Below are 14,508 nucleotides of genomic sequence, written 5' to 3'. Positions count from 1 at the left end.
GCCTATTCTCGCCCGTCACGGACAGTGTCCCGCACCAGGGTCGGCCTTTTGCGACGTGGCGATGATCTCGTCCAGGATCTCGTCGGCCGCCCGGTGGGCGGAGGCGACGCAGGCGGGGATGCCGACGCCCTCGTAGACGGCGCCGGCGAGGGCGAGGCCGGGCAGGGCGGAGACGGCGGTGCGGATGCGTCCGACCCTGGCCAGGTGGCCGACCGGGTACTGGGGCAGGCCCCCGATCCAGCGGGTCACGCTGGTGGCGACGGGCCGGGCGGCGAGGCCGGTGGCGGCGCCCAGGTCCTTGAGTGAGACGTCGACGAGGTCGGCGTCGTCGCGGTGGACCTGCTCCTCCTCGCCGTACCGACCGACGGAGGTCCGCAGCACGAACAGGTCGGGCGCGGCGTCGGCGATCCAGCCCCACTTCCGGCTCGCGAAGGTGGAGGCCTTGATGGTGTGGCCGTCGACGGGCGGCACGAGGAAGCCGGATCCGGGCAGGCCGGTGCCGTCGGGCAGGTCGGCGCGCCGGAAGGCGAGGGTGATCAGGGCCATCGAGGCGTACTCGACGGCGTCCAGCTCGGCGGAGGCGGCGGGCGCGTGGTCCGCGAGGAGCGCGGCGGCGGGTCCGGCGGGCGTGGCGAGGACGACGGCGTCGGCGGCGTAGGTCCGCTCCGGCGTCACGACCTGCCAGCCGTCGGGGCCGGTGCGGCGCAGGCCGGTGACGGGGGTGCCGGTGCGGATCTCGCCGCCGGCGGCGCGGACGGCGTCGGCCACGGCGAGCGGCAGGGTGCCGATGCCGCCGCGCAGGCCGGCGAAGGCGGCGCCGCCGAGGCCGCCGCCGGCGATCCCGGTGCCGGCTCCCGCGGCGTCGGCCGGGGTGGCGGCGCCGGCCCGCTGGACGGCGCGGACGGCCTCGCCGAGCGTGGCGTGGGTGCGGGCGGCCCGGAAGAGGGCGGGGACGGCGGCCTTCATGGAGATGCGGTACGCGTCGCCCGCGTAGACGCCGCCGAGGAGGGGTTCGACGAGCCGGTCGACGACCTCGTGGCCCATGCGCTCGGCGACGTACGCGCCGATGGCGATGTCCTCGCCGATCTCGGTGGGGGGCAGCTCGCGGTCGCGCTCGATGCGGGCGACGGCCTCGGCGGAGAGCAGCCGCTCGACGGCCCGGCCGTCCGCCGGGACGCCCATGACGTGGCCCTTGGGCATGGGCACGAGCTCGCCGCGGGACCAGACGGAGGCGGTGGTGGTGGCGGGGGCCTGGATCCGGTCGGCGAGGCCGACCCGTTCGGCGAGCGCGACGGCTTCGGGGCGGCGGGCGAGCAGGGACTCGGCGCCGAGGTCGACGGGTGCCCCGGCGATCTCCCCGGCGAGCAGTTTGCCGCCGAGCCGGGAGCCGCCTTCGAGGAGGGTGACCCGGGCGCCGGCGGTGACGAGCCGGTGGGCGGCGGCGAGTCCGGAGATGCCGCCGCCCACGACGACGACGTGCGGCGGCCCGGCGGGCGACCGGCCGACGGTGACCGGTCCGGCCGAGGGCCGTCCGTCCGTGGTCGGGCTGGGCGTGGTCCGGTCGGGCGTGGTCTGCGCGTTCACGTTCACGTTCGCGTTCCTGGGGCCGCTCATGGGACCCACTCTCTCAAATCGCCCGTGCCCTCCCGATCCGAGGCCGTACCGTGACCGCTTCGCTACCGCCGGACCGCAACCCGCTCCCCCGCGCCCACGTCCAACGGGCACCACGACGCGACACACACTCACGAGGACCTTGGGGGGTTCGGATGCGAAGAGGTCGTACGGCCGCCGCCACGGCGCTGCTGACCGTCTCGCTCGTCCTGACGGGCTGCGGGGCGAACGACATCGGGGCCGGAGCGAAGGCGGACGGCAAGGGGGGCGTCAGCGCGGAGAAGCCGGCGTACGCGGGACCGGAGTCCGCGGCCGACGGGGCCGCCGGCACCGGCTCCGGGGCCGCGGACACAGCCTCGCCCGCCTCCACCACACCGCCGGGCGGCTCCGCCCGGGCGGCGGCCCGGCAGCACGTGATCCGCACCGCCGAACTGGACGTCGAGGTCGGGGACGCGACGAAGGGGGCGGCCGCGGCCCGCCGGGTGGTGGCCGGCGCGGGCGGTCACGTCGAGAACGAGACGACCGAACGGGTCGACGACACCCATGTCACCTCCCGGCTGGTGCTCCGCGTGCCGCAGGAGCGGTACGACTCCGTGCTCGCCGAACTGGCGGGCGCGGGCAGGCTGCTGGCCCGCAGGGCGGACGCCAAGGACGTCACCGAGCAGGTCGTGGACGTGGAGAGCCGCGTCGCCACCCAGCGGGCGAGCGTGGCCCGGGTGCGCGCGCTGATGGACCGGGCCACGCGGCTGAGCGACGTGGTGACCCTGGAGGGCGAACTGAGCCGCCGTCAGGCGGAGCTGGAGTCGCTGCTGGCCCAGCAGGCCTCCTTGAAGGACCGTACGACGCTGGCGACGATCACCCTCCGGCTGTCCGAGCCCGAGGGTCCGCACGCCGCCGAGGAGGACCGGCGGCCGGGCCTCGGTGACGCCCTGCGCGGCGGCTGGGACGCCCTGGTCGCGGCCGTCGCCTGGATCCTGGTGGTCCTCGCCGCGCTCGCGCCGTGGCTCGCGGTCGGGGCGGTGCTGTACGCGGTGTGGCGCCGGGCGCTCCGCCCGCGCCTGCGCCGGCGGGCGCGGGACCGGGCCGACGCCCGGGGTGCCCGCCCGTGGCCGGCTCCGGACGCCGCGGGCGCGGCGAACGCGGCGGGTGTGCCGGCGGCGCGGGCCGAAGACCCGGAAGACAGGGCAGACGCCTAGGACGCAGAGACCCCGAAGGCCCCGAAGACTCCGAAGACTCCCAAGACTCCCAAGACACGGAAGACGCCCAAGGCCCCGGCCGAACGGCCGCGTCGTCGTAGCGTGTTCGTATGACAGAGCGACTGGTGGTCATCGGCGGCGACGCGGCGGGCATGTCCGCCGCGTCGCAGGCCCGCAGGCTCAAGGATTCCGGGGAACTGGAGATCGTCGCCTTCGAGCGCGGGCACTTCAGCTCGTACTCGGCCTGCGGCATCCCGTACTGGGTGGGCGGCGACGTCGCCTCCCTCGACGGGCTGATCGCCCGCAGCCCGGAGGAGCACCGGGCCCGGGACATCGACCTGCGGATGCGCACGGAGGTGACCGAGCTCGACCTGGACCGGCAGCGGGTGCGCGCCCGGGACCTGGAGTCCGGCACCGAGTCCTGGACGGGCTTCGACAAGCTGGTGATCGCGACGGGCGCGCGTCCGCTGCGGCCGCCGCTGCCCGGGATCGACGCGCCGGGCGTGCACGGCGTGCAGACCCTGGACGACGGCCAGGCGCTGATCGACGCGCTGGCCCGGGCGAAGGGCCGGCGGGCGGTGGTGGTCGGCGCCGGTTACATCGGCGTGGAGATGGCGGAGGCGCTGCTCGGGCACGGCTTCGAGGTGACCGTCCTGAACCGGAGCGAGCAGCCGATGGCGACGCTGGATCCGGACATGGGCCGGCTGGTGCACGAGGCGATGGACGGTCTGGGCATCACGACGGTCGGCTCGGCGCCGGTGACGAAGATCCTCACGGGTGAGGACGGCCGGGTGCGGGCGGTGGCGACGGACGACGGCGAGTACCCGGCGGACGTGGTGGTGCTCGGCACGGGCGTGGTGCCGGAGACCTCGCTGGCGCGGGCCGCCGGTCTGCCGCTCGGCACGTACGACGGGCTGCTCACCGATCTGTCGATGCGGGTGCGCGGACAGGAGAACGTGTGGGCGGGCGGTGACTGCGTGGAGGTCCTCGACCTGGTGTCGGGGCGGGAGCGGCACGTTCCGCTGGGCACGCACGCCAACAAGCACGGTCAGGTGATCGGCTCCAACGTGGGCGGCGACTACGCGACCTTCCCCGGTGTGGTGGGGACGGCGGTGTCGAAGGTGTGCGACCTGGAGATCGCCAGGACCGGGCTGCGGGAGAAGGACGCCCGGGCGGTGGGCCTGCGGTTCGTGTCGGTGAAGGTCGAGTCGACGAGCCGCGCGGGCTACTACCCGGGCGCGGCGAACATGACGGTGAAGATGCTGGCCGAGCGGCGGACCGGGCGGCTGCTCGGCGTGCAGATCGTCGGCCGGGAGGGCGCCGGGAAGCGGGTGGACATCGCGGCGGTGGCCCTCACGGCGGGCATGACGGTGCAGCAGATGGTCGGCCTGGACCTGGGCTACGCGCCGCCGTTCTCCCCGGTCTGGGACCCGGTGCTCGTCGCGGCGCGCAAGGCGGTCGGGGCCGTCCGGGCGGCGGGCTGACCGTCCGGCCGGCGGGCTGACCTCGCGGCCGCGGGGTCCGGCCGTGGCACGCACGTGGCACGCTCGCACGCGCGCCTCGCGTGCGAGCGTGCGTGCCGCCACGGAAACCGGCTCGGCGGACGCCATCCTGCCCGGGGCGCCCGGGCCCGGCGGTCAGCGGGCCCGGCGGGCAGCCGGCCCGGCCGGGCGCCCGGGCCCGGCGGTCAGCGGGCGGTGCGGGTGTGGACGTAGTCCACCAGGCGGGTCAGGGCGTCCGGGTCGGTGGTCGGCAGGACGCCGTGGCCCAGGTTGAAGACGTGGCCCTCCAGGCCCGCCGCGGCGGCCAGGACCTCGTCCGTCTTGGTCTCCACGGCCTCCCGCGAGGAGAACAGCACGGCCGGGTCGAGGTTGCCCTGGAGCGCCTTGCCGGGGCCGACCCGGCGGGCCGCCTCGTCGAGCGGGACGCGCCAGTCGACGCCCACGACGTCGGCACCGGCCTCGCCCATGAGGCCGAGCAGCTCGCCGGTGCCCACGCCGAAGTGGATGCGAGGGACGCCGTAGTGGGCGACCGCGTCGAAGACCTTCGCCGAGGCCGGCATGACCGAGCGGCGGTAGTCCGCGGGGGCGAGGGCGCCGACCCAGGAGTCGAACAGCTGGACGGCGGAGGCGCCGGCCTCGATCTGCACCTTGAGGAAGGCGGAGGTGATCTCGGCGAGGCGGTCGAGCAGATCGGCCCACAGCTGCGGGTCGCCGTACATGAGCGCCTTGGTGTGCTCGTGGTTGCGCGAGGGACCGCCCTCGACGAGGTAGCTCGCGAGGGTGAACGGAGCGCCGGCGAAGCCGATCAGCGGAGTGGCGCCGAGCTCGGCGGTGAGCATGCCGATGGCCTCGGTGACGTAGGAGACGTCCTCCGGGGTCAGGTCGCGCAGCCGGTCCAGGTCGGCGCGGGTGCGGATCGGCTCGGCGACGACCGGGCCGACGCCCGGCTTGATGTCGAGGTCGACGCCGATGGCCTTGAGCGGGACGACGATGTCGCTGAAGTAGATCGCCGCGTCGACCTTGTGGCGGCGCACCGGCTGCAGGGTGATCTCCGTGACCAGCTCGGGCCGCATGCAGGACTCGAGCATGGGGATGCCCTCGCGGACCTTGAGGTACTCGGGCAGGGACCGCCCGGCCTGCCTCATGAACCAGACGGGCGTGTGGGGCACGGGCTCGCGCCGGCACGCCTTGAGGAAGGCGGAGTCGTACGTCTGCTGCTGGTGCTTCGTCTGCTGCCCCTCGGGGCCGTGGTTGGCGCTCACGCCAAGAATCTTCGCATGTGGCGAGAAGCCGCTTGCCCCGCCCGGGTGTCCCTCCCTGCGCACGGGCCCCGTTCCGCCTACTCTTCCCCGCATGGCTGCGGCTCAGGGACATTCTTCCGATCATTCCGACGGCATTCGAGGGACGAGGCAGACGGCGGGCGACAGCGTGGAACCCACGGAGAGGAACCCGGTGCCGGCGGCGTTCCGGCGGGCGGTCGAGGGGCTGCGCGCGGCCCGGCTGCGGCCGGAGATCGAGGTCGACCCGACCCGGCCGCCGCAGCGGCTGGCCCCGTACGCGTACGCCCTGGAGGCGGCGGTCGTGGAGGGCGAGGAGGACCTGGCGGACGGGCGCCTCGTGCTGCTGCACGATCCGTCCGGGCACGAGGCCTGGAAGGGCACCTTCCGGATGGTGACGCTGGTCAGGGCGGAGCTGGAGCCCGAGATGGCGGCGGACCCGTTGCTCCCGGAGGTCTGCTGGGCCTGGCTGACCGGGGCGTTCGAGGCGCGGGGCCTGGCGTACGGGGAGGCGAGCGGCACCGTCACGATGGCGGGCTCGCACTACTTCGGCGGGCTCGCGGAGCGGCGGCCGGCGACGCAGATCGAGATCCGGGCCTCGTGGACGCCGCAGGAGGGTCCGGCCGGGGTGCCGGACGCGGGGACGCACCTGGCGGCCTGGTGCGATCTGCTGTGCCAGGTGGCGGGGCTGCCGCCGGCGCCGGCGGAGCCGGGCGCGGGGACGACGTCGGGGGCGGGGGTCGTCACCCTGCCTCAGCGGCGGGGACCGCAGCAGCAGTGACGACACACCGGCGGATGACCGTGCGGGTCACGTGCGGGTGACCGACAGAGGTCTCACAGCATCGTTTTTCGGACACTTTCGAGTGCCGAACGCGTGAGGCTCGTACGATGATCGATCGCGCGTCCGAATTGCCCCAATTGTTACTCACTAAATCGTGATCTTTCCCTAAAGGCGGGCGGCCCAGCTGCCGAAGGAGTCAGTGACCCCTTCACAGCACGGGTTCGCCCCCGGCTTCTTCCCCGAGCCGGCTCCGTCCCGCACCTTCCCCAGGAGGCCTGGTGTCCGTTCTCCTCGAGCAGCCCGCAAGCCTGGTCGCCTACCGCCCGAACAAGCCGACGGCCATGGTCGTCGTGGCCGACCCGCGCGTCCGCTCCACCGTCACCCGCCACCTGTGGGCGCTCGGGGTGCGCGACGTCATCGAGGCGTCGTCCATCGCGGAGGCCCGTCCCCGCGTCGGCAACCCGCGCGACATCTGCGTGGCCGACGTCCACCTCCCCGACGGCAGCGGTCTGACCCTGCTGTCCGAGACCCGAGCGGCGGGCTGGCCCAACGGCCTCGCCCTCTCCGCCGCCGACGACATCGGCGCCGTCCGCAACGCCCTCGCCGGGGGCGTCAAGGGCTACGTCGTCACCGGAACCCGTACCAACATCGGCCACCCCACCCGGCCCGGCGCGGCTCCGATCGGTTCCGCCGCCGCCCGGCTCGGCCACCGCCGCCCCCCGGGTGCCCCGAGCCACCCGGGCGGCTACCGCGAGCTCTCCGGCCGCGAGGTCGAGGTGCTCAGGCTCGTCGCCGAGGGCCAGTCCAACAAGGCGATCGGCGTCTCCATGGGCCTCTCGGCCCTCACCGTGAAGAGCCACCTCGCCCGCATCGCCCGCAAGCTGGGCACCGGCGACCGCGCCGGCATGGTCGCCGTGGCCCTGCGCACCGGGATCATCCACTGAGCGGCGGCGCCCCGCCCACAGGGTGACGACACCGTCCGACCACCGACGGAACGTTCCCTCTGCACCTCGCCCCGTACCTCCCCCTCCGTATCCCCTCCGTATCCCTCCGCTTCCCCCGTCCCCTCTCCCCCGCATCCGGCCCGGTCTCCGACCGGTCCGGATGTTCCGGCGTCCGGCGCTTGCCACACACAGATACCCTTGACAGGTGACCGACGCCCAAGACACCGCGAGTGACACCGCACTGCGAACCACCGGGGGCGCCCCCTCGGACGACGACGTCCCTCCGCGTGGGCTGCCGATCCCGCTGCTCGAACCCCGCGAGGGCATTCCGCCCGTCGTCGCGACCGAGGACGCCCTCGCCGAGGTGGTCGCCGCCTTCGCCGCCGGCCGCGGCCCCGTCGCCGTCGACGCCGAGCGCGCCTCCGGCTACCGGTACGGGCAGCGCGCCTATCTCGTCCAGCTGCGCCGTGACGGCGCGGGCACCGCGCTGATCGACCCGGTCGGCTGTCCCGACCTGTCCGGGCTCGGCGAGGCACTGGCCGGCACCGAGTGGATCCTGCACGCCGCGACCCAGGACCTGCCGTGCCTGCGTGACATAGGCATGATGCCGACGCGGCTCTTCGACACCGAGCTGGCCGGGCGGCTGGCCGGCTTCCCGCGGGTCGGGCTCGGCGCGATGGTCGAGTCGGTCCTCGGCTACGCCCTGGAGAAGGGGCACTCGGCGGTCGACTGGTCCACCCGCCCGCTGCCCGAGCCCTGGCTGCGGTACGCGGCGCTGGACGTGGAGCTCCTGGTCGACCTGCGCGACGAACTGGAGAAGGAGCTCGACCGGCAGGGCAAGCTGGACTGGGCCCTGCAGGAGTTCGACGCCATCGCCTCCGCGCCGCCCGCCCCGCCGCGCAAGGACCCCTGGCGCCGCACGTCGGGCATGCACAAGGTCCGCCGGCGCCGCCAGATGGCGGTCGTGAGGGAGCTGTGGACGGCCCGCGACCGGATCGCACAGCGGCGCGACGTCTCGCCCGGCAAGGTGCTGAGCGACGCGGCGATCGTGGAGGCGGCGCTGGCGCTGCCGCCGAACGCGGGCGCCCTGTCCGCCCTGCCCGGCTTCGGCCAGCGGATGGGCCGGCGCCAGCTGGAGCAGTGGCAGGCCGCCGTGGACCGGGCGAAGGCCCTGCCGGACGCCGAGCTGCCCCAGCCGGGCCAGCAGGTGGCGGGTCCGCCGCCGCCGCGCGCCTGGGCGGACAAGGACCCGGCGGCCGCGGCCCGCCTCGCGGCGGCCCGCACCGCGGTGTCGGCCCTCGCGGAGGAGCTGAACCTGCCGCAGGAGAACCTCATCACGCCCGACACGGTGCGCCGGGTCTGCTGGGAGCCGCCGGCGGCGGCGCCCGACGCGGTCGCGGCGGCCCTCACCGGCCACGGCGCCCGCCCGTGGCAGGTGGAGCTGGTGACGCCGCTGCTGGTCACGGCCCTGACGGCGACGGCCTGAGCCCGCCCCGATCCCGTTCGCGAAGCCCCCGGACCCGTCCCGGTCCCGGGGGCTTCGCCGTACCCGGGCACGGAACCGGCGGCTTCCGGGGCGGGTGCGCGCCCCGGAACGGGGGTCCGGAAGAGTGTGACCTTCGCCGCTTGGGGCGGGGGGACTGGGCAGCCTGGTTACCCGCAAGTAGCATGGGGGGAGCAAGCGCGCGCTTAGCCGCGTGCCGGGCCGCGCGCCCAGCAGCAGCAGTGCCATCCCGCACCTGGAGGAGAGCCATCGTGCCTCGTACCGTCAGGGACGTCGTCTTCGTCGACGGCGTCCGTACCCCGTTCGGCAAGGCGGGCCCGAAGGGCATCTACCACGAGACCCGCGCCGACGACCTCGTCGTGAAGGCCATCCGGGAGCTGCTGCGCCGCAACCCCGGCCTCGACCCGAAGAAGATCGACGAGGTCGCCATCGCCGCGACCACGCAGATCGGTGACCAGGGCCTGACCCTCGGCCGCACCGCCGGCATCCTCGCGGGCCTTCCGCAGTCCGTCCCGGGCTACTCGATCGACCGCATGTGCGCCGGTGCCCTCACCGCCGTCACCTCGGTCGCCGGCTCCATCGCCTTCGGCGCGTACGACGCCGTCATCGCCGGTGGTGTCGAGCACATGGGCCGTCACCCCATGGGCGAGGGCGTCGACCCGAACCCGCGCTTCGTCAGCGAGAAGCTGGTCGACGAGTCCGCCCTCTTCATGGGCATGACCGCCGAGAACCTGCACGACCGCTACCCGAGCATCACCAAGCAGCGCGCCGACGAGTACGCGGTGCGCTCGCAGGAGAAGGCCGCCAAGGCGTACGCCGACGGCAAGATCCAGCAGGACCTGGTGCCGATCTCGGTCCGCCGCACCTCGCCCGAGGGCGGCGAGACCGGCTGGGGCCTGGTCACCGCCGACGAGCCGATGCGGCCGGGCACCACGCTGGAGTCGCTGGCCAACCTGAAGACGCCGTTCCGCGTCCACGGCAACGTCACCGCGGGCAACGCGGCCGGCCTCAACGACGGCGCCACCGCCTCGATCATCGCCTCCGAGGACTTCGCCCGGGAGAACAACCTCCCGGTCAAGATGCGCCTGGTCTCCTACGCCTTCGCCGGCGTCGAGCCCGAGGTCATGGGCTACGGCCCGATCCCGGCCACCGAGAAGGCGCTGGCCAAGGCCGGTCTCACGATCGACGACATCCAGCTGTTCGAGATCAACGAGGCCTTCGCCGTCCAGGTCCTCGCGTTCCTGGAGCACTACGGCATCGCCGACGACGACGCCCGCGTCAACCAGTACGGCGGCGCCATCGCGTACGGCCACCCGCTCGCCTCCTCCGGCGTCCGTCTGATGACGCAGCTGGCCCGCCAGTTCGAGGAGCAGCCGGAGGTCCGCTACGGCCTCACCACCATGTGCGTCGGCTTCGGCATGGGCGCCACGGTCATCTGGGAGAACCCGAACCACAAGGACGCCGGAGGCAGCAAGTGAGCACCACCGCAGAGCTTCTGAAGGGCGCCGCCGAGCTCTTCCCGGACGAGGTCGTCACCTCGGCCCACGTACGTCACTTCGAACTCCCGGCGGCCGCCGGACGGTTCGCGCTGATCACGCTGGACAACGGCTTCGACCACACCAAGCCGACCACCTTCGGCCCGCAGTCGCTCGCCCACCTGAACACGGCGATCGACCAGGTCGAGGCCGAGGCCGCGAACGGTGAGATCGTCGGCGTCGGCATCACCGGCAAGCCGTTCATCTTCGCCGTCGGCGCCGACCTCAAGGGCGTCGAGCTGCTCAAGCAGCACTCGGACGCGCTGGCCATCGGCAAGGGCGGCCACGACGTCTTCAAGCGGCTGTCCGGCCTCGCCGTGCCGACCTTCGCCTACTACAACGGTGCCGCCATGGGCGGTGGCGTCGAGGTCGGTCTGCACTGCACCTACCGCACCGTCTCGAAGGCCCTGCCGGCCTTCTCGCTGCCCGAGGTCTTCCTCGGCCTGGTGCCCGGCTGGGGCGGCTGCACGATCCTGCCGAACCTGATCGGCGCGGAGAAGGCCGTCTCGGTCATCATCGAGAACAGCCTCAACCAGAACCGCCAGCTCAAGGGCAAGCAGGTCTTCGAGCTCGGCATCGCCGACGCGATCTTCGAGGGCGCCGACTTCCTCGAGCAGTCGCTGATCTGGACCGCCGGCGTCCTCAACGGCTCCGTCACGGTCGAGCGTCCCGAGGTCGACCGCGGCGAGGCCTGGGACCAGGCCGTCGCCAAGGGCCGTGCCGTCGCCGACTCCAAGGTGCACGGCGCCGCCCCGGCCGCCTACCGTGCCCTCGACATCGTCGAGGCCGCCAAGGACGGCGACCTGCAGAAGGGCTTCGACGCCGAGGACCAGGCCCTCGCGGACCTGATCATGGGCGGCGAGCTGCGCTCCGGCATCTACGCCTTCAACCTGGTGCAGAAGCGCGGCAAGCGCCCGGCCGGCGCGCCGGACAAGAACCTGGCCCGCCCGGTCACCAAGGTCGGTGTCGTCGGCGCCGGTCTGATGGCCTCCCAGCTGGCCCTGCTCTTCCTGCGCCGCCTCGAGGTGCCGGTCGTCCTGACCGACATCGACCAGGAGCGCGTCGACAAGGGCGTGGGCTACGTCCACGGCGAGATCGACAAGCTGCTCGGCAAGGGCCGCATCAACCAGGACAAGGCCAACCGTCTCAAGGGCCTGGTCTCCGGTGTCCTGGACAAGGCGGTCGGCTTCGCGGACGCGGACTTCATCATCGAGGCCGTGTTCGAGGAGATGTCCGTCAAGCAGAAGGTGTTCGCGGAGGTCGAGGCGGTCGCCCCGGCGCACGCGATCCTCGCCACCAACACCTCCTCGCTGTCGGTGTCGGAGATGGCCTCGAAGCTGCAGCACCCGGAGCGCGTGGTCGGCTTCCACTTCTTCAATCCGGTCGCGGTCCTCCCGCTCCTGGAGATCGTCCGCGGCGAGAAGACCGACGACGCCTCGCTGGCCACGGCCTTCGCCGTCGCCAAGAAGCTGAAGAAGACGGGCGTGCTGACGAAGGACGCCCCGGCGTTCGTCGTGAACCGCATCCTGACCCGCTTCATGGGCGAGATCCAGAACATCATCGACGAGGGCACCCCCGTCGAGACGGCGGAGAAGGCGGTCGAGCCGCTGGGTCTGCCGATGTCCCCGCTGGTCCTCCTGGAGCTCGTCGGCCCGGCGATCGGTCTGCACGTCTCCGAGACCCTGAACCGCGCCTTCCCGGAGCGCTTCACGGTCTCCCCCAACCTGAAGGCGGTCGTCGAGGCCGGCAAGCGCGGCTTCTACGTCTACAAGCCGGAGAACGGCTTCAAGCCGGAGCTCGACCCCGAGGTCGCCGCGCTCCTGAAGCAGGGCGACGTCGTCCTGACCGAGGAGCAGGCCCGCGACCGCGTCCTGGACGCGGTGGCGCAGGAGATCGGCCTGATGCTGGAGGAGGGTGTCGTCGCCGAGGCGCAGGACATCGACCTCTGCCTGATCACCGGTGCCGGCTGGCCCTTCCACCTGGGCGGCATCACGCCGTACCTGGACCGTGAGGGCGTCTCCGAGCGCGTCAACGGCAAGCGGTTCCTGGCGCAGGGCGTCGCGAGCGTTCCCGCGTAACACCGCGGCATGACCCGTACGGGTGACGGCCCGGCACCACAGGGGTGGTGCCGGGCCGTCATGCTGTCCCCATGGAACTGCTGCCGCTGCTGATCGTCGACGGTGCCAATGTGGTCGGGTCCGTGCCCGACGGGTGGTGGAAGGACCGGCGCGGGGCCGCCGAGCGGCTGCGGGACCGGCTCGCCGAGCGCGGCGGGCCGCCGGACGGGCCGCACGGCGGGGCGTACGAGATCGTGCTGGTCGTGGAGGGCCGGGCGCGGGGCGTGGAGTCGGTGCCCGGCGTACGGGTCGAGGAGGCGCCCGGGAGCGGCGACGACCTGATCGTGGAGCTGGCCCGGGACGCGGCCGGCCGGCCGTGCCTGGTGGTCACGGCCGACCGGGAGCTGCGGCGGCGGGTGGCGGAGGCGGGCGCGGAGTGCGTGGGGCCGCGCGGTCTGCCCTGAGCCGGGGCGTCAGTACGTGGCGTCCTGGCCCGCCTTGCCGAGGCGGCTGTGCTTCCTTCCGTACGCGAAGTACACGACGACGCCGATGACCATCCACACCGCGAAGCGGAACCAGGTCTCGCCGGGCAGGTTGAGCATCAGCCAGAGCGAGGCGGCGATGGAGATGATCGGCAGCGCCGGCACCCACGGGGTGCGGAAGGCGCGGTGCAGGTCGGGGCGGGTGCGGCGGAGGACGATCACGCCGGCGGCGACCATGACGAAGGCGAACAGGGTGCCGATGTTCACCAGGGTGGCGAGCTCGTTGATGCTGGTGAAGCCGGAGACGATCGCGATGACCACGCCGAGCAGGATGGTGGGCCGGTAGGGGGTCTTGAACCTCGGGTGGGTCACCGAGAAGAAGCGGGGCAGCAGTCCGTCGCGGCTCATCGCGAAGAAGACGCGGGTCTGGCCGAGCAGCAGGATCAGACAGACCGTGGTGAGGCCGACGGCGGCGCCGAAGCTGATGACGCCCGCGTAGAACGGGTGCCCGACGGCCTTGAAGGCGTCGGCGAGCGGGGCGCTGACGGACAGTTCGGTGTAGTGCTGCATTCCGGTGACGACGAGGGCGACGGCCACGTAGAGCACGGTGCAGATGAACAGCGAGCCGAGGATGCCGCGGGGCATGTCGCGCTGCGGGAGCTTGGTCTCCTCGGCGGCGGTGGCGACGACGTCGAAGCCGATGAAGGCGAAGAAGACGACCGAGGCGGCGGTGAAGATGCCCATCACGCCGAAGTTGGTGGGCTCGTAGCCGAAGATCAGCTGCACCATCGGCGAGTCCCAGTTGCTGCCGCCGCCCTCGGGGGTGACGGCCGGCGGGATGAAGGGCTTGTAGTTGTCGCCGACGATGAAGAACAGGCCCGCGATGATGACGATCATGACGACGGTCACCTTGATGGCCACGACGATCGCGGTGATCCGGGCGGACAGCTTCATGCCGACGACGAGGATCGCGGTCAGCACGAGGACCAGCAGGAACGCGAGGATGTCGAAGGTGCCGCCGGCCACGTCCGGGCCTTGGAGCGAGGCGGGCAGGTGCCAGTCGACGTTGTCCATCAGGGAGCGGACGTATCCGGACCAGCCGACGGCGACGACGGCGGTGCCGAGCGCGAACTCCAGGACGAGGTCCCAGCCGATGATCCAGGCCGGCAGCTCGCCGATGGAGGCGTACGCGAAGGTGTACGCCGATCCGGCGACCGGCACGGTCGAGGCGAACTCCGCGTAGCACAGCGCCGCCAGGGCGCAGACGATGCCCGCGGCGACGAAGGCGAGGGCGGTGGCCGGGCCCGCGTTCTCCTTGGCCACCTTGCCGGTCAGGACGAAGATGCCGGTGCCGATGATGACACCGACACCGAACACCGTCAGATCCCAGGCGGAGAGGGATTTCTTGAGCGCGTGCTCGGGTTCCTCGGTGTCGCGGATCGACTGCTCGACCGTCTTGGTCCGGAACATCCCGGAATTCGCGCGTGGCTGCTGGTCCGTACTCACCGTCGCACCTCCTGGCAGTGGGGCTGCCCGCCCTCAGGCCAGGATGCACGCGGAAGGGCCGGTCGGCACCCGCAAGGGTGGTCCGACCGGCCCAATGCTGACCCTCGGTGACC

Annotated in this window: 11 protein-coding genes; 8 read left to right on the top strand and 3 right to left on the bottom strand. The window is 73.1% G+C overall.

The window, feature by feature from the left end; all coding sequences use genetic code 11:
• Window positions 1-15: 15 nt before the first annotated feature.
• The gene (gene hemG, locus ESG85_RS19770; protein ID WP_128981056.1) at window positions 16-1,614 is read right to left on the bottom strand and encodes a protoporphyrinogen oxidase; all 1,599 of its coding nucleotides are present in this window, start codon (window positions 1,612-1,614) and stop codon (window positions 16-18) included.
• Window positions 1,615-1,766: 152 nt separating this feature from the next.
• Between hemG and ESG85_RS19765 the strand changes: the two genes are divergently transcribed.
• Both ESG85_RS19765 and ESG85_RS19760 read left to right on the top strand, forming a co-directional pair.
• A complete protein-coding gene (locus tag ESG85_RS19765) occupies window positions 1,767-2,807 on the top strand; it encodes a DUF4349 domain-containing protein (RefSeq protein ID WP_128981053.1) in 1,041 nt (346 codons plus the stop codon).
• Between the two features lie 110 nt (window positions 2,808-2,917).
• Window positions 2,918-4,291, top strand: a complete 1,374-nt coding sequence (locus ESG85_RS19760; RefSeq protein WP_128981051.1) for an FAD-dependent oxidoreductase — start codon at window positions 2,918-2,920, stop codon at window positions 4,289-4,291.
• Window positions 4,292-4,494: 203 nt separating this feature from the next.
• On the opposite strand, the gene hemE is transcribed toward ESG85_RS19760, so the two are convergent.
• On the bottom strand, window positions 4,495-5,571 hold the full coding sequence (hemE, locus tag ESG85_RS19755) for a uroporphyrinogen decarboxylase (RefSeq protein WP_128981049.1): 1,077 nt from the start codon (window positions 5,569-5,571) through the stop codon (window positions 4,495-4,497).
• A gap of 91 nt (window positions 5,572-5,662) precedes the next feature.
• On the opposite strand from hemE, the gene ESG85_RS19750 reads away from it, so the two are divergent.
• From ESG85_RS19750 to ESG85_RS19725, 6 genes are all read left to right on the top strand, one after another.
• On the top strand, window positions 5,663-6,367 hold the full coding sequence (locus ESG85_RS19750) for a DUF3000 domain-containing protein (protein ID WP_128981046.1): 705 nt from the start codon (window positions 5,663-5,665) through the stop codon (window positions 6,365-6,367).
• A 278-nt stretch (window positions 6,368-6,645) separates the two neighbouring features.
• Entirely contained in the window at window positions 6,646-7,311 is a 666-nt protein-coding gene (locus tag ESG85_RS19745; protein WP_017242457.1) for a response regulator transcription factor, read from the top strand.
• Between the two features lie 205 nt (window positions 7,312-7,516).
• Window positions 7,517-8,797 carry a ribonuclease D gene (locus tag ESG85_RS19740; RefSeq protein ID WP_128981044.1) on the top strand — a complete coding sequence of 427 codons (1,281 nt, stop codon included), beginning with the start codon at window positions 7,517-7,519 and terminating at the stop codon, window positions 8,795-8,797.
• Between the two features lie 269 nt (window positions 8,798-9,066).
• Window positions 9,067-10,293: a thiolase family protein gene (locus ESG85_RS19735; RefSeq protein ID WP_128981042.1), complete on the top strand. Its 1,227-nt coding sequence runs from the start codon at window positions 9,067-9,069 to the stop codon at window positions 10,291-10,293.
• Window positions 10,290-12,428: a 3-hydroxyacyl-CoA dehydrogenase NAD-binding domain-containing protein gene (locus ESG85_RS19730; RefSeq protein WP_128981040.1), complete on the top strand. Its 2,139-nt coding sequence runs from the start codon at window positions 10,290-10,292 to the stop codon at window positions 12,426-12,428. Before ESG85_RS19735 ends, ESG85_RS19730 begins: the two co-directional genes overlap by 4 nt.
• A gap of 71 nt (window positions 12,429-12,499) precedes the next feature.
• A complete protein-coding gene (locus ESG85_RS19725; RefSeq protein ID WP_128981038.1) occupies window positions 12,500-12,871 on the top strand; it encodes a PIN domain-containing protein in 372 nt (123 codons plus the stop codon).
• Window positions 12,872-12,880: 9 nt separating this feature from the next.
• Here the strand turns inward: ESG85_RS19725 and ESG85_RS19720 are convergent, their stop codons facing one another.
• On the bottom strand, window positions 12,881-14,359 hold the full coding sequence (locus tag ESG85_RS19720; protein WP_425471256.1) for an amino acid permease: 1,479 nt from the start codon (window positions 14,357-14,359) through the stop codon (window positions 12,881-12,883).
• Window positions 14,360-14,508 lie beyond the last annotated feature (149 nt).

The sequence above is a fragment of the Streptomyces roseicoloratus genome (assembly GCF_004117935.1).
GTDB classification, from domain to species: domain Bacteria; phylum Actinomycetota; class Actinomycetes; order Streptomycetales; family Streptomycetaceae; genus Streptomyces; species Streptomyces roseicoloratus.
The sequence above is the reverse complement of the archived record's forward strand: the minus strand, read 5'-3'. Positions and strand labels throughout refer to the sequence as shown.